At 28.4% G+C, this 16,063-nt stretch carries 17 protein-coding genes; 3 read left to right on the top strand and 14 right to left on the bottom strand.

Translation table 4 applies throughout. From position 1 onward, the window contains the following. The 6 genes from VBM88_RS02215 to pyrH all read right to left on the bottom strand — a co-directional run. Window positions 1-554: hypothetical protein (locus VBM88_RS02215; protein ID WP_323680349.1), on the bottom strand; the 554-nt coding region annotated here is incomplete at its 3' end. A 163-nt stretch (window positions 555-717) separates the two neighbouring features. Continuing rightward, a complete protein-coding gene (gene rsmA / locus VBM88_RS02210) occupies window positions 718-1,497 on the bottom strand; it encodes a 16S rRNA (adenine(1518)-N(6)/adenine(1519)-N(6))-dimethyltransferase RsmA (protein WP_323188732.1) in 780 nt (259 codons plus the stop codon). Beyond that, window positions 1,497-2,300 carry a TatD family hydrolase gene (locus tag VBM88_RS02205; RefSeq protein WP_323680348.1) on the bottom strand — a complete coding sequence of 268 codons (804 nt, stop codon included), beginning with the start codon at window positions 2,298-2,300 and terminating at the stop codon, window positions 1,497-1,499. Before VBM88_RS02205 ends, rsmA begins: the two co-directional genes overlap by 1 nt. 1 nt (window position 2,301) lies before the next feature. Continuing rightward, a complete protein-coding gene (gene mnmE, locus VBM88_RS02200) occupies window positions 2,302-3,669 on the bottom strand; it encodes a tRNA uridine-5-carboxymethylaminomethyl(34) synthesis GTPase MnmE (protein ID WP_323680347.1) in 1,368 nt (455 codons plus the stop codon). A gap of 54 nt (window positions 3,670-3,723) precedes the next feature. Beyond that, a complete protein-coding gene (gene frr, locus VBM88_RS02195) occupies window positions 3,724-4,275 on the bottom strand; it encodes a ribosome recycling factor (RefSeq protein WP_323176728.1) in 552 nt (183 codons plus the stop codon). Next, window positions 4,275-4,994: a UMP kinase gene (pyrH, locus tag VBM88_RS02190; protein ID WP_323176729.1), complete on the bottom strand. Its 720-nt coding sequence runs from the start codon at window positions 4,992-4,994 to the stop codon at window positions 4,275-4,277. Before pyrH ends, frr begins: the two co-directional genes overlap by 1 nt. Before the next feature lie 311 nt (window positions 4,995-5,305). On the opposite strand from pyrH, the gene VBM88_RS02185 reads away from it, so the two are divergent. Together VBM88_RS02185 and VBM88_RS02180 are read left to right on the top strand one after the other, a co-directional pair. Continuing rightward, on the top strand, window positions 5,306-6,214 hold the full coding sequence (locus VBM88_RS02185) for a Cof-type HAD-IIB family hydrolase (protein WP_323176730.1): 909 nt from the start codon (window positions 5,306-5,308) through the stop codon (window positions 6,212-6,214). Continuing rightward, window positions 6,214-6,903 carry a ribonuclease HIII gene (locus VBM88_RS02180; protein ID WP_323176731.1) on the top strand — a complete coding sequence of 230 codons (690 nt, stop codon included), beginning with the start codon at window positions 6,214-6,216 and terminating at the stop codon, window positions 6,901-6,903. Before VBM88_RS02185 ends, VBM88_RS02180 begins: the two co-directional genes overlap by 1 nt. A gap of 43 nt (window positions 6,904-6,946) precedes the next feature. Here VBM88_RS02180 and VBM88_RS02175 read toward each other — a convergent pair whose 3' ends face one another. From VBM88_RS02175 to VBM88_RS02165, 3 genes are read right to left on the bottom strand one after another with little or no spacing between them, the layout of a single operon-like run. Further along, the gene (locus tag VBM88_RS02175; protein WP_323680346.1) at window positions 6,947-9,088 is read right to left on the bottom strand and encodes a Tex-like N-terminal domain-containing protein; all 2,142 of its coding nucleotides are present in this window, start codon (window positions 9,086-9,088) and stop codon (window positions 6,947-6,949) included. Window positions 9,089-9,145: 57 nt separating this feature from the next. After that, the gene (locus tag VBM88_RS02170; RefSeq protein ID WP_323680345.1) at window positions 9,146-10,246 is read right to left on the bottom strand and encodes an aquaporin; all 1,101 of its coding nucleotides are present in this window, start codon (window positions 10,244-10,246) and stop codon (window positions 9,146-9,148) included. Then, window positions 10,224-11,261, bottom strand: coding sequence for a 2-hydroxyacid dehydrogenase (locus VBM88_RS02165; protein ID WP_323177732.1), 1,038 nt, complete (start codon window positions 11,259-11,261; stop codon window positions 10,224-10,226). Before VBM88_RS02165 ends, VBM88_RS02170 begins: the two co-directional genes overlap by 23 nt. A 168-nt stretch (window positions 11,262-11,429) precedes the next feature. Between VBM88_RS02165 and VBM88_RS02160 the strand changes: the two genes are divergently transcribed. Next, complete coding sequence (locus VBM88_RS02160; RefSeq protein ID WP_323680344.1) at window positions 11,430-12,155, top strand: DNA-processing protein DprA; 726 nt, start codon at window positions 11,430-11,432, stop codon at window positions 12,153-12,155. A 56-nt stretch (window positions 12,156-12,211) separates the two neighbouring features. Here VBM88_RS02160 and rpmA read toward each other — a convergent pair whose 3' ends face one another. From rpmA to VBM88_RS02135, 5 genes are all read right to left on the bottom strand, one after another. Then, window positions 12,212-12,472: a 50S ribosomal protein L27 gene (gene rpmA / locus VBM88_RS02155; protein WP_257089078.1), complete on the bottom strand. Its 261-nt coding sequence runs from the start codon at window positions 12,470-12,472 to the stop codon at window positions 12,212-12,214. A 7-nt stretch (window positions 12,473-12,479) separates the two neighbouring features. Next, window positions 12,480-12,779: a 50S ribosomal protein L21 gene (gene rplU / locus VBM88_RS02150; protein WP_257089080.1), complete on the bottom strand. Its 300-nt coding sequence runs from the start codon at window positions 12,777-12,779 to the stop codon at window positions 12,480-12,482. Between the two features lie 204 nt (window positions 12,780-12,983). Further along, window positions 12,984-13,226 (bottom strand): hypothetical protein, encoded by a 243-nt coding sequence (locus tag VBM88_RS02145; protein WP_323177730.1) that lies wholly within the window; start codon window positions 13,224-13,226, stop codon window positions 12,984-12,986. Between the two features lie 54 nt (window positions 13,227-13,280). Next, window positions 13,281-14,663, bottom strand: a complete 1,383-nt coding sequence (locus VBM88_RS02140) for a YitT family protein (protein WP_323680343.1) — start codon at window positions 14,661-14,663, stop codon at window positions 13,281-13,283. A 220-nt stretch (window positions 14,664-14,883) separates the two neighbouring features. Next, window positions 14,884-16,029, bottom strand: a complete 1,146-nt coding sequence (locus tag VBM88_RS02135) for a trigger factor-related chaperone (protein ID WP_323176738.1) — start codon at window positions 16,027-16,029, stop codon at window positions 14,884-14,886. Window positions 16,030-16,063: the final 34 nt, after the last annotated feature.

Below are 16,063 nucleotides of genomic sequence, written 5' to 3'. Positions count from 1 at the left end.
CTTAACTTATTTTTTAAATCATTATAAGCATCAGCTTGCTTTTGTTTTTCTATTTTGTATTCTTCTTTGACCTTCTCTATTGCCTTAATATTATTTACTTCAAGCTTGCTTTTCTCAGCTTCAATTGTCGAATTCATTGAAGCATTTAATTCACTTAACTTATTTTTTAAATCATTATAAGCATCAGCTTGCTTTTGTTTTTCTATTTCGTGTGCTAATTTAAATGATGATTCTAATTTTGCAATTTCCTCTTGTTTTGCTCTTTTTGAAGCTTCAAGTTCTGTTTTTAGATCAGTAATCTTTTTATTATAATCATCAATCACACCTTGAACATTAACCTTATATTCAGGTAAATTTGTAAGATTTTCAAGTATTTCTGTTTTTACTTGATTTCTAATATCATCATTTCTTTCATTGTTTATGCTGCTACTTAAAATGAATAATTCTGTATTACTTAAGCTTGACAAATCAATAATATCACCAGCACTAGCATTTTCAACCAAAACCAATTTCATTGGATTTTGTTCACTAAATCTAAATTCAATCTTTTTCATACAAACGTCCTTTCTGATTTGTTTTTTGTCCTATATTTTTATTATACTTTTTTTTTTTTTTTTACATTCGCCCCTTAATTTTATATACCTTATTTTCAATACTATTAGTATTTTTTATAATATTCTACTTTTTTATAATTTAGAAAAAAGCAAGTGGTTACACTTACTTTTCTAACATGTTGAATAGTTCAACAATTTTCGCTACTGATAATTGTTGAATTCTTAAATTGTCATCATACCCTAATTGTTCAAATATATTAAGAATATGATCTTTTGAATATTTATTTTGTAATGAATAAGAAAGTTTCTTTCTTCTGTTCTCAAAGCATAATTTGAAAAAATCCTTAATTGAATTTCATTCATCTAATGAAACATTATTTTTAAATCTCAAAGATAAAATAGCTGAATCCACCTTTGGAGCAGGTGAAAAAGCATTTGCTGGAACAATAAATTCTAATTTACAATCAGCTAAAAATTGTGATGAAACTGATAATTTTGAATAATCTTTTGTATTAGGTTTAGCACAAACTCTTTGCGCTACTTCTTTTTGAACCATTACTAATACACCTTCAAAATTATCTTTGTTTTCAAATATTTTAAATAGGATATCAGTTGTTATGTAATAAGGAATATTAGCAATAATGTAAGTATCCTTAAAATTAGTTATATCAGCTTCCAGGAAGTCTTGATGAATAAGTTTAAAATTAGGATTGTTTATTTCTTTATTTAGAATATCAACCATATCAGTATCGATTTCAAAAGCAGTTACATAAGCTCCTGCATTTAAAAGATAATTAGTTAAAGCACCTCTACCCGGTCCTATTTCCAACACTTTTTGTTCTTTTACATCAAATACATTAATTATCTTACGTAAAATGTTTTGATCTTTTAAGAAGTTTTGTCCAAACTTCTTTTTTGCATAAACTTCTTTTTTATTTTGCATTATAAATTAAATAAAGTCCTTAAGTTTTTATTAATTCTATCTGTGAATTTATCCATACCTACTTTTTTAATTCCTGCTATGTAGTAAGCCACAAATAAAACTGTATTTGGTTCATTTTTTTGTTCTGTATATGGATGAACTCTTAAGAATGGAGCATCAGTTTCTGTAAGAATTCTTTCAAGTGGTAAAAACTCAATAATATCTCTTGTTTGGTTTGTTGTTCCATATGTAACAGCACCACTGAATGAAAAATAAAGATTTTTAAATTCTAAAAATTTCTTAGCTCACTCCATATTTCCAGCAAATGTATGGAGCATAACTTTGATGTTAGGAAACTCTTTTAAAATATCATAAACATCTTGGTAAGCTCGGTATTGGTCGATTTTATCTCTAATGTGAACAACAATTGGTAGGTTTAATTCTTGTGCTAATTTGATTTGATTTCTAAATGATTTAATTTGATTTTCTCTTGATGGAACACCTTCTTCATAGAAGTAATCTAATCCAATTTCACCAATTCCAACAATAGTCTCATCAATTAAATCTTTATATCTTAAATAATCATTCTCATCAATTCCATCTTCAGGATGAATTCCTATAACAGGTTTAATTAAATCAGGATACTTTTTAGCTAACTTGATAACTTCTTTATTTTCTTCAGCGTGACCACCATTAACAATCATAAATTCAAGTCTATTAGCATAAGCTTGCTCGCAAATCATATCAATAATTTCTTCGTGTTTGTAAGCAGTCATTGATAAATGATTATGTGCATCAACAAATTTATTTTTCTTTGAACTCATATTATTTACCTAAACAGAAAGTGCTGAACATAACATCTAATAAGTCTTCTCTGTTTACATTTCCTTTAATATTTTGTAATTGATCTCACGCTGCATATAAATCAATGATAATCATGTCAAAAGTTGCATAGTTGTCAAGTGCATTTTTAGCATCCTTAAGCGAATTTAAAGCTTGCTTAATAAGTGAAAGCTGACGTGTATTTGAAAAAATACGCTCATCTAAAATGTTGATATTCTGGAAGTTCGAAACTAAACCTTGTTCTAATGCTTCAATATCGTTATTTAAAGCAGAAATATAAATAACGTTATCATCTAATGACTTATCTGACTTTAGCAAGTCTTTTTTGTTCATAACTTTTAAATAGAACTTACCTAACTCTTTTGATTTTTGCTCAATTAATTTATCAAAATCATCTTCGGTTTCATTTGCAGATACAACGTGAACTACAAGATCACTTTTTTCAATTTGATCTAACGATTTTTGAATACCAATTTTTTCAATAATTTCTTGAGTGTTTCTTAAACCAGCAGTATCAACAAGTTTAAATAACATATCGTTGATTTTGTAGGTAGCTTCAACTAAATCTCTTGTAGTTCCTGCGATATCTGTAACAATTGCTTTTTCTTCTGATAAAAGTGCATTTAAAATACTACTTTTTCCAACGTTAGGTTTTCCTAAAAATGCAACTTTAACTCCTTCAAAAACATATCTAGAATCCTCTGAAATTTTCACTATTTTTTCTAGTTCACTGATTAAAACAGAAATTTTCTCTGACATATTAATTGAATCTAAATGTTCGACATCATCGTATTCAGGGTAGTCAATATTAACTTCAGCAAGACCGATTAAAACAGCAATCTTATTTAAAAACTCATCAATTAAACCTGAAGTTTTACCTTTGAATTTATTAACTGATGCAAGTGCTTGAGATGAAGTTTGAGCCATAATTAAATCGTGAATAGCTTCAGCTTTAATTAAATCCATTTTTCCATTTAAAAAAGCTCTTCTAGTGAATTCACCACGTTCGGCTAATCTGGCACCATTTTCAAGTAATAAACTTAAAACTTTGTTTGTAACAACAATTCCACCGTGGCAGTTAATTTCGATTAAAGGTTCGCCAACATAGTTATTGAATACATCATTACCATTTGCATCTTTTTTACCGACAAATGACATGACTAAAACTTCATCAATAAGTTGTCCATTATCATGAATAAAACCATATGAAATTGTGTGATCTGCGCCAATTTTTCCTTTAAAAACTTTAGAAACAACATTTACTGCATCAGGACCACATACACGAACAATTGAAATTGGTTGATTTATATGAGAACCTGAGCTGATTGCTGCAATTGTTTCATTAGTCATATTGTCTCCTTTCTTATAAATACAATAAAACTAGCTAAAAAGCTAGTTTGACATTTATTTATTCATTAATTCTTCTTGTTTTTCACTTGTAATTTTGTCGATTTTACTAATTTCTTTATCAACTTCTTTTTGAATAACATCTAAGTATCTTTTTTGTTCGTCTTCTGATAACTCTTCATCAGCTTTGATAGCTTTATTAACTTCTTGACGAGCATTACGAACACCTACTTTAGCATTTTCAGTTAACTTAGATAATGATTTAACCATTTCCTTACGTTTTTCAGTTGTAAGAGGAGGGAAGTTTAATCTAATTTGACTTCCTTCATCAATTGGCATAACACCTAAGTTTGCTTTTTCAAGAGCTTTATTAATTTCCTTAACTGATGTAATATCATAAGGTTTAATTAATAATTGTTGTGGTTCAGGAACTGAAATGTTTGATAATTCTTCAAGTGGTGTAAGTGTGTCATAGTAATTGACACGAATGCCTTTGATCAATTGAGGGTTAGCTCTACCTGTTGAAATTTTTGATAATTCAAAACGGTAATGTGAAAGTGCTTTTTCTGCTTTTTCAGCAAAATCTAATAAATAAATATCTAATTCCATTATTTAGTAACCTCTGTATGTTTGATTTTTCCTTCAAGTGCATTTAAAATTGAATTTTCTTCTAATAAGTTAAACACAATTAAATTAATATTGTTGTCTCTAGCCATACTTGTGGCTGTTAAGTCCATAACTTGTAATTTCTTTTCTAAGATTTCATCATAAGTGATGTGATCATAATGTTTTGCATCAGGATTTTTCTTAGGATCTGAATCATAAATTCCATCAGTTCCATTTTTACCCATTAAAATAACTTGAGCACCAACTTCTGATGCATATAATGTTGCTGCTGTATCTGTTGTAAAGAATGGACGACCTGTCCCTCCGGCAAAGATAACAACTTCACCATCTTCTAAGTATTTGATTGTTTTTTCATTAATGTAATATTCAGCTACTCTTTGATCAATGTTTAATGAACTTTGAACTCTAGCTTTAAGTCCGACACGCTCGAAACCGCTACCTAAGGCAATAGCATTCATAATTGTAGCAAGCATTCCAATATAGTCAGCTTTATTTCTGTTAATTCCATTTTTTTCAGCAGAAGCACCTCTTCAGAAGTTTCCTCCACCAATAACTACTGATACTTGTATACCTTTAGCTACAATTTCTTTAAGTTGTAATGCAATTTTGTGAACTAAATCATAGTCAATTGCTAAATGTTTTTCTTTGTTTGCAAAACCTTCTCCGGAAAGTTTTAAAAGAATTCTTTGATACTTAATCATCACTACCTCTATTTAACAAGTTAAGTTTTTATTATTTAATATAAATAATAATGTTTAAACTAATTATATAGAAAAAAGATTTTTCAGTCTATTTTTTTTAACTTTTTACAAAATCTCTAAATTTAAGGATAAAAACTGCAATTTTTCACTTTTTTATGGAATTTTTCACAATTTTTCTCACAAATTACCGTTTTTTAAAAAATACTTTATAATTTATAAACATATTTTACAAATATGTTGTATTTTCAATTAATATTCCTATGCCATAGGAATAAAATTTTCCAAAAATAATTTAAAGAAAGAGGTAGATTATGGCAGCAGAAAAAGAAAAATTTTTATTTGCTATTGACTTAGATGGTACAACACTTCAATCTAGTGCAACAGGTGTTATTCACGACAGAACACTTAGCGCAATTAAAAGAGCAACAGAGGAAGGACACGTTGTATGTATCCTTACAGGAAGACCTTGAAGAAGTACTAAATTCATTTATGAATCATTAGGTCTTGACACAATCGTTGCTAACTACAATGGAGCGCATATTCACCATCCATATGATCAAGAATTCATCCCTTACATTAAATATTTAAACTTAAATGAAGCATTATACATTTTAGGTGATCCTAAAGTTAAAAAAGAAGTTTCAAACATCGCTATTGAAGGACCAGACTGAGTTCAATTAGATCACCGCGATGAAGAACTTGAAAAAGTTTTCGGATTTAAAACAAGTTCAAAATTACGTATCGGTTTAGACTTATACAAAATTCCTTTGATGCCTACAGGAATTATCTTTGACGTTAAAGAGACAACAAACATTGAAGAACTTAGAAAATACCTTAAATCAAGATATGGTGACTTAGCTGAATTCTCATACTGATCAAAAGGAGAAGGTTTAACACCTGTTTTTGATATGACTAACATTACAGCTAACAAAGGTAAAGCTTTAAGTATGTTAATTAGATACTACGACGTTAAAGTTGAAAACACAATTGCATTAGGAGATGGATTTAACGACGTTCCTATGTTTAAAATCGCAAACATTTCAGTAGCTATGGCTAATGCTTCAAAAGACGTTAAAAAATATGCATCAATTAGAATTTCTAAAACAAACAAAGAAGGTGGAGTTGGAGAATACATTCACAAATTCTTAGACAATCCACAAGCCGAGATAGAAAAATCAAACGCACGTAAAAGAAAAATTCAAGCTATCGAGGAAGAATAATGAAATATCTTGATGATATCAAACAACTTAATGTTGATTTAGAACAAGTAATCGGGGTTGATGAAACAGGGGTCGGCGATTACTGAACACCACTTGTTTCTTGTGCAGTTTATTTACCAAATAAGCTTAAACAATTTGTTGCTTCATTAGGTGTAAAGGATTCTAAAAAACTATCTGATAAACAAATTTTATCTTTAGCTCCTAGATTAATGGAATTTCTTGAATATTCCGTTTACACACTTACTCAAGCTGGATATAACAAATTAAGCAAGTCTTATAATGCTAATGAACTTAAATTTTTCACTCATGCAAGTGCATTGAGTTCATTAGCTAAAAAATACAAAATTCAAGCAACTGCAATTATTATTGATAAATATTCGACAACTAATTCAATATTAAAATATCATCAAAAATTCTTTATTGAAAATAACTGAGCTAAATTAAATGAATTACAATTACCAACATTGCTAGTTAATAAAGCTGAAGATATTCACTTATCAGTTGCATGTGCTTCAATTATTGCAAGATACCATTTATTGCAATATATGGAAGAACAATGCAAGAATTGAAATTTCAATTTCTTACTTGGAGCTAGCAAGCACGTTGTTGCTCAAATCCACGAGTTCACACAAACTTATGGAGAAAGCTCATTAAACTCTGTTTTAAAACTTAATTTTAAGCTTAAATAAAAATGAATAGACCTTATACACTGGTCTATTCATTTTTTTAGTCCTATAAAACTTTACCACTTAAACGATTTCTTTGTAAGTCAATTTCAGTGATTTCAGAGTTAATCACTAAACCTGGATAATACTTATCAAAAATCGATTCATTTCCGTTTAAGTTTAAATTACTTACGTGAATAAATAGATTCTTCTTAATTCCAATATAAACAAATATACCAAAATCAGTAATATTTTCAACAGTTCCTTGAATTGTATCTCCAACTTTTAAATCATTTACATCTAACACACTGTCTTTTAAGATAAATCCTGATTTATTATCAACAATTTTCTTAGTAGGACTTGTTAATGATTGAAGTATCAATTCAACTGTATAAATGTCTGAATTTAACTCATCAGCAATAGATTGTGCATTTAAGTTAGAAACATCTATACCTTGTTCACTTGGTTTTAAGTTAAATTTTTCAACAATTTTCGATGCTAATTTATATGATTCAGGGTGAATTATTGTTTTATCAAAAAAGTTTGATGAAGTGAATATTCTTAAAAAACCTACTGACTGTTCAAAACTTTTTGGACCTAACCCAGGAACTTTAAGAAGTTCATTTCTGTTTTCGAAATTTTTACTTTCTTTACTATTTCTGTATTCAATAATATTTTGAGCTATCTTCTTGCTTAAACCTGCTATATACATCAAAATATGCTTTGTAGCAGTGTTTAAGTCAACTCCAAACTCATTAACTACCTTTTGCACTTTGAAGTTTAAATATTGTTCTAATTCTTTTTGATTTAAGTCGTGTTGATATTGACCGACACCAATTGATTTAGGATCAATTTTTACTAACTCATTTAATGGATCCAAGAATTTTCTACCAATATTAATCGCACTTCTTTCTTCAACACTCAAGTTAGGGAATTCTTCGATTGCAATTTGTGAAGCTGAGTACACGCTAGCTCCAACTTCAGAAACAATAGCATATTTAACCTTTAAATTGTTTTGTTTAATAATATTAGAAATAAATAATTCAGTTTCTCTTGAAGCTGTTCCGTTTCCAATAACAACAATAGTAATTTTATATTTGTTAATAAAATCTAAAACTACTTTAGTTGCCTCTGCTACTTTTTCTTGTGGTTTATTAGGGTAAATTTTAGCAATACCTAAAACATCTCCATTTTCAGATAATGCAGCTATTTTACATCCATTAACATATGCAGGGTCAATTGCTAAAATATTGTGTCCTGTAATTGCTGGAGCAGTTAATAATTTTTCAACTGAATTTGCAAATATATTAATACTTGCTTTTTCAGCTATTTCAAATAAGTCACTAAAGATTTCTCTTTCTACACTAGGTAAAATAAGTCTTTTGAGTGAATCATTAATCGCATCAATAACATTGTCTTTATTGTTTCTTGTTTTATCGATAGCTTTTAAAATGATAATAACTAATGGCTCGTGTTTGTACTCAAATTCAAGTTTAAGTTTATCTAATTTAACACCTCTATTAATTGCTAATACATTGTGGTTTTTAATGTATTTAATAAGTGTTGAAAAATCATAGTAATTTAAGAATACTAAATCATCATTTTCATCATTAACTTTTTTTGACTTTGTTGTTTTAATTCTTCCAAAATTGTAGATTGATTCTTTAATTTGATTTTTAATTTCTACATTCTGTGAAATTCATTGCGCAATAATGAAATTAGCTTGCTCAATAGCGAATTCAACTGTAGGCACTTGTTCTGTTAAATATTTTTTAGCTTCTCTTGCGACATCAAATTGAGGACTTTTATTCTCAAAAATTCTCTTTGCAAGTGGCTCTAAACCGAGTTCAATGGCTTTTGTTGCTTTTGTGATTTTACCGACCTTGAATGGTTCATAAATTGACTCTAATTCGCTTTTGACAGTTGTATTTAAGATTTGTTCCTTAAGCTTGTCTGTAAGTAAATTCTTTTCACTTAGAATTTTAATAATTGCTTGTTGTCTATCTAAAAGCTCTTCTTTGTATTTGTAAATAGATTCAATTTGATAGATTTGTTCTTCATTAAGTCCACCAGTTTGTTGTTTTCTATAACGTGAAATGAATGGAACTGTATCACCATTAGATAACATTTCTAAAACTGTTTGAACTTGATTTGTAGGAATGTTTAATTCTTTTGAAGCTAACTCCAAGGCTAATTCGTTATTTTTCATATTATCCTTTCCTATTAGAAACAAAAGAATCACTTTAAGAAGTGATTCTTAAGATTATTATTGTTTATTATCGTTTGATTTATTTGCTTCTTTTTCTGGTGTTGTCATTGAGTCTGCTCTAAAGTTTTTAAATGCAATAACTTTAACAACAAATGGGTTTACAACTCTTTGTGTGAATCCTTGAATAAATGCATAGAATACTGGAGCTAATAAATCTCCTAATAACATAGCAAATGTTGCGTAAACTAATGAATCAAATGCAAATGAATTTTTTGAATTTTTTAATTGATCCAATGTTACTGAAGTATCGAACCCAAAATCAGGTGCTATTCCAGTAATTTGTGCTTCTAAATGTTTACCAACATGAGTTTCTGATGTAAAGAATGCAGGTAATTGTTGAGCTAATCCTCTAGCTGGGTTAATAGCTGCTGTCGCACCTAAAATTCCCATTCATACTGATAATGAAATGATGAACATAATCATTAAATCACGGTATTTATTGTTAACGTTTGGTGAAAAAATTGGGAATAATAAGATAGCTGTCATAACTAACTCAACAAAGAAAATTCACGCTGTTCCACTTGCTAAAACGTGGTTTGCTGATGGATTTGAACCTTTTTCTAATTCTGCAACAAAAGAAGCTTTGTAAGCTCCAATTGCAGTAATTGGGGCATTAGGTAAATGATCTTTCCCTACTGATAAGTATCCAAATAAATAGATAAATCCTGCAGCAGCAAATGCTCCTAAGAATTGAATTGCAATTTTATATAAAGCATAGTAACCATTATTTCTACCGTTTATATAACGATAAATAGTTACAGCTGGGTTAAGGTCACAACTTCAACGTAAGAAGATGAATAACACTACCCCAACAGCAATAAATCCTGCATAAAATCCAACAATGATTTTATGTAACATATATTCTTCAGCAACTTTACCTGAAGATGTGTAAATAGATAGACCTGCTAATGCAAGCGATAAAAAGATTGTTCCGATAAATTCTGATAAACCGTGGATAATTCAAGTTTTTAAATCAGCTGGTTTCTCAGCATTTTGTCTTTCTGATGTTCTTAATTTAAAGAAGCTAAATAAATCTTTGAAAAAGCTATTTTTCTTAATTAATAATTCCTGTGTATTAACCATTTTGTATTTTTCCATTCTCTAATAAAACTAATGCTTTTGAGTAATCTCCTGCTTGCGCAGCATCTGCATTTTCTAATGTTGTTTTAGCTATTTGAGTTAAAGCTAAATCTGTTAAGAATGCTTGGTGTGATGTTACTAAAACGTTGTCCATTTCAATTAATTCTGCTCATTGAGGATCTTGATCTTTAAGTTCTTTAATTCTTGAAGAAATGTCTTCGTAAAATCTTCCTTCTTCTCTTTCTAAAACGTCAGTTGCAAATCCACGAACTTTACCTGATTTAAGCCCATCGATCATTGCTTGTAATTCAATAATTTCCCCTCTGGCTGTGTTGATAATAATTGCTCCTGGTTTAAGCATATCAATAGCAGATTTATCGAATAAGTATCTTGTTGAAGGTAATAAAGGACAGTGGATTGAAATAAAATCTGAGTTTTGTAAGATTTCTGAAAATGAAGCTCATTCAAATCCAAATTGTTCAGCTAATTGAGGGAAGTTATCTTGAGCAAATGCATCAAATACTAAAACTCTAGCACCTGTTGCTTTAGCAATTTTAATAAATGTTTGTCCAATTTTTCCTGAACCAACAACCCCAATTGTTGAGTTTCCAACACAAAGTCCATCAAGTCCATTTAATGAGAAGTTGTAATCTTTAACTCTTTTATTAGCAATTAAAAGATTTCTGTTAAGCGCTAATAATCCTGCAAAAGCAAATTCACCAATACTTTCAGCTGAGTAGTTAAAAATTCTGTAGACGTGAATCCCTAACTCGTTAGCTTTAGCAACATCAATTTTGTTATATCCCATTGATCTTTGCAATCAAACTTTTACACCCATTTTTGCTAAGACTTCTAAAATTACTTTGTCACCATAAGTGTTAACAAACCCACATACAGCATCGTAACCTTTAGCTAACTTAACTGTATCTAAGTTTAAGTTTTCTTTAAAAAAAGTAATTTCGTGTCTTCCATCATTATATTTTTCAAAGTATTTAATATCGTAATCTTTAGAATCGAAAAATGCAATTCTCATATTTTCTCCTAGATAAAAATGAATAAAAATAAACCTAATAATTTTTAAAGTAATTATATTAAATTTACACTAAAACAAAGGCTTTTTATTTAAACTAAACTAATAGTGTGCTAGGTATAAAAATAGTTCATTTTCAACTAAATTTACTATTGTAAATAGGAGGAGAAAATGAACTTAATATTATTTTATTTATCTAACTTACACAAGGGAAATAACTACATAATTTATAAAAATCTTAAAAGCGTTCCTAAAATCGATATGAATCTATTAACACAATGAGTGAAAGAGTATGTGAAAAAGAAAATAAAGTTCATCACCATTTTAGATGAAGAATATCCTTTGAATTTAAACATTATTAAATATCCACCTTATGTACTTTATATGTATGGAAACACTACACTACTTAAAAACAAAAATAAAGTTTATTTAGTTGATGAAAGAAACATGCTAGATACTTTTAATTCTGAAAAACAGCTTGAAAATATGGTTAATTCTCACGTGCTAATTACCAATGACTATAAAGAAAGCGAAAAATCTATTGTTGATTTTTATAGAAATCACAATGGTTCTATTATTCACATTCTAAAAGAAGGTTTTAATGATGAGATTTTAAAACAAACCTTAAAACCAAATGAACTTTATATATCTCAGTATCCCTTAAATTGTCATCCTAGAAGAGAATATTTTAAACAAGCAAATTTATTAAGTTCTTTATTAAGCAAACAATTTATTTCATTTTCCTTAAAAGGAGACTCAAAAGCAATACAGTTAGTAAATTACTTTGCTGATATTGGTAAGGATATAAAATGTTTCCCTAGTGATGATTTTGGTGATTTGAATAATCAGCTTATTAAGTCTGGAGCTACTTTAATTACTTCTGTTACTGAAATTTAGAAATAAAAAAACGCGTCACATAATTGCTGTGGCACGTTTTACTATATAAATTAAAATTAGTTTTGTCTTTCAGGATATACAGAAACATACTTTCTGTTTCTTCTGCTTTCGTATTTTACGTATCCATCGATTTTTGAGAATAATGTATCGTCTCCACCACGACCAACATTTTGTCCTGGGAAAATTTTTGTTCCTCTTTGACGGTAAATGATTGATCCTGCTGTTGCAAATTGTCCATCACCTAATTTAGCACCTAAACGCTTACTATGAGAATCACGACCGTTACGGGTAGAACCACCGGCTTTCGTGTGTGCCATATTCTAATTACCCTTCGATTTTTGTAATTTTAACACGTGTGTAAGGTTGACGGTGTCCTAATTTTCTTTTGTGAGTAGACTTTGCATTGTGACGATATACAACAATTTTCTTTGCTTTTCCTTGTTTTTCGATTGTTCCGTAAACTACAGCATTAGATAAGTAAGGTCTCCCTACTTTATCGTTAACTAATAAAACTTTGTCAAATTTAACTTCTGAGTTTTCTTGACCTTCAAGTTTTTCAACGAAGATTGTTTGACCTTCTTTAACTAAAAGTTGTTTTCCACCTGATTCGATAATTGCAAACATGCAATACCTCCAAAATGTGGCTCGTCTTTGAGGTGGCTTATGCACTTGATGAACCTCTTTAGTACGGTTACAAATGTAACATGCTTATTATATAGTAATAAAGTCAAATTAGTAAGTTTTTTTAGTCTTAAAATATAGAAGTTATACAAATTTTTTTCAATGAAATGATGACTTTAAATTGAAAAATTATGAATAAGGATTTCTTTAAAATAATAAGTAATTTTCAATTACATTAGAAGTCTTCTTAACAGTATTATCTCACTTGAATTCTTGATCTTTACCTTTAACTGAACCTGAATTTGATGTAAATGTCTTAAATAAACCAAGAATAGATATTGCGCCTTGAACTATCGATGGAATTAACGGAACTAAAGTAGCAAATGAAAACCCAGGTTGAATTTGCGAATACTTTTCTTTTTCTAGTGGTTTTAGATCATTAAGTTTCATAGTTAGCCTCCTTTCATTTATATAGTAAAAATTGATCAAAAAAGAACAGTTTTTTTACTGTTCTACATAGTTTGTATTGAAATTACCAGAAACTTTAGCTACTTTTGAGCAAGAAACTCAAACAGTAGGATCGATTATTTTTAAATCAGCAATTAAGTTTTTTTCTTCTAGAAGAAGAATTGTAGTTTCAATTTTAATTGAAGTTTTACCTGTGTAACCTGATTTGAAACGTTCAATTCTGTAACTGTGTCAATAATTAATAAGTTTGAAGTAAGCAATAATTGTTTCAGGATTTGATGAAATAATTGTTAAGTTTACTTTCTTATATTTAGGATATAACATACCAACAACTAAGTTAGTAACTATTAAGTATGAGAATGTTGAAAGTTCTCTCATTCCGAATAACTCACCATTTTGATTCGGACGAACAAATCCATAAATAAGTACAAATGTAACTGCTGTTACGAAACCAACAATAACAAGAATTAAACTAACGCTTTTCTTATGTTTTGTTGAAAAGTAATAAGCAATAATATCTGTTCCACCAGTTGAACCACCAGCTTTTCATGAAATAGCTATTCCTGTACCAATAAATACTGCTCCAAGACATCCATAAAGTAAAACTCCTCAGCTAATTCCATCTGAATATCAAGCTAATTGTGTTAATTGTTCAATTGAATATTGAGCGTATTTTTCAAATTCTGCAGCTTTCTCAGTACTAAATGCACTTGGGTTTAGTTTAAAATCAATTAATTCTTTTAAATTAGATTGCCCAGGTGTTGAAGCGACTTCAACAATTGCTTTAGTATCTTTAATTGATATATTGTAATTATCATAGTCAATAGGAACTAAATTGATTTTCTCAAACAAGAATGAATGAACATGCTCTTCTGTGAAAATAAAGTTTGTTAATTGTAAACAAAGCATAAAGAATAAAGTTAATCCTATAAAACTAAACTTGACTTTTCTTCAAAATATAATGAATAAAGGTAAATTACATGCAAAATAAATTAAAGCAAAATAGTTTCTTAAAACAGGAAATAAATATTGCAAAATAGTAGGAATTCCTGTAATTCCAGAAGGAATCGTGTCTGCTTTTGATAAAAAGATGTGAATTCCAAAGTTAAAAATTAATGCTGATACAAAAGTAAGCACTAGTTTTAATCAATATTTAACCCAAAACGTCTTAAATGTAAGCTTACTTTGTTTTGAATTATTTAAATACTTGGCCATCTTGTATTTTAATTTTTCTTCTTCTTTTTTAATATCAGCAGGGTTAATTATCACTGCTGAATTATTAGCATCCAGATTCATTGAAGCTTTATTAATAAGGTCAATTTTCTTTGACTTAAATTTGAAATAATTAGTAATTCAAGATGATTTTGGTGTAGTAGTTTTATTGCAATTTTCATTTGCAAAATTATCTTTATTCTTCATGAAACATATTTTATATTATTATCCATTAAATAATTAAAAAATTCCTAGTCATATAAGTAATATTCTTATGATAATTAGAATTGCAAAATAGTCATAAAACTTTAATTTTTAAGTACACAAAAACACATATAATCAGTTCAAGCTAGAAGATTTTGTAATCAGTTTATAAAAAATCAAAAACACCTCGTGGCATTATTGAGGTGTTTTTGATTTAATACATTTATTTGCTTAAATACTTTTGTAGGTATTCTTTATTTTCCTCAAAAACTGCAGGTTCATTTTTTGATAAGTAGTATGTCCCTAGTTTTTTAAGTAAAACAATATTTGAAATTGCTTGAACGCCGAATTGGTTAGCTTTTTCTCCAAAAATAGTGAATAATTTTTGTCTTTCTTCTTCCATTTCACTATATTCAATTTTAATTCCTATTTTCTTATTGAATAACATAGTTCAGAAGTAGTTCATAATTGTTGATTTAACAACTTCTCTTTTATCTCCTGCGAAGTCTTCTTTAAATCTAAATTCTTTCATATCGTTTTCAATTAATTCATCATCAATTTCAAGCAATTGATTAAATTCTTTTAATAATTGACTTAAAATGTTTTCACCATAAGCAAAAACAGAATCATTAACAATTTGTTCTAAAATTGTTTTTTCAACATATTTTCTAACATCATCCATATTTTTAATTTGGTCAATATTTAATAAATGAACATTTTCTGCAGTAATTGGCATTTCTTTAATTTCAACAATTTGAATAGGTTTAACTAAAAAGTCTCTTCCTGCATAATTTACAGTAATAACTTCTCCTAGTTTTGCACCAATTAATTGTTTTTCAAATTGATGTTCACTTTCAGGATTTGCAATAATTTGATATTTTTCAAATTTAGCTTCTTGCATATCAGCAGGTTTAGTTTCAATGATTACATTATCGTTAGTTTCAACTACGTCTCTATCAACATTAAGTTTAAATTTGTAACCTGAAATAAATAAGTTATAAAACTCATCAATTTTTGCATTATAGTCATTTGATAATAACTTAAATGGTTCAGGTTTAATATCTAAATTATATTTTTCAAGGTTATTTTCATAGAAAACTTTTAATTTAAATGAAAAATCTTCAATTGTGAATTTAACATCTTGTGGAACTGGTAAAAATGCAATTTTATCTGCATCTTTAAGATTCATTTCTTCCATTAATTTTTGTTTAACTGAATCCATATAAGCATTTGATGCTGATGTTAAAATAAGTTTTTGATCAATTTTCTGACCTTCTCTTTTATTTGATTCTAAGTAACTTAAAACATTATTTTGTACAGTTAATCATTCTTTTTTATCAACTGTGAACTCTCTAATTTCGAACTTCATAATTTCTCCTCGATCTATTAATATTTTAATTATA

The sequence above is a fragment of the Mycoplasma sp. 1232 genome (assembly GCF_034863345.1).
In the GTDB taxonomy this organism is placed as follows: Bacteria; Bacillota_I; Bacilli_A; order Mycoplasmatales; family Metamycoplasmataceae; genus Mycoplasmopsis.
This window is presented reverse-complemented; position numbering and strand designations above follow the sequence as displayed.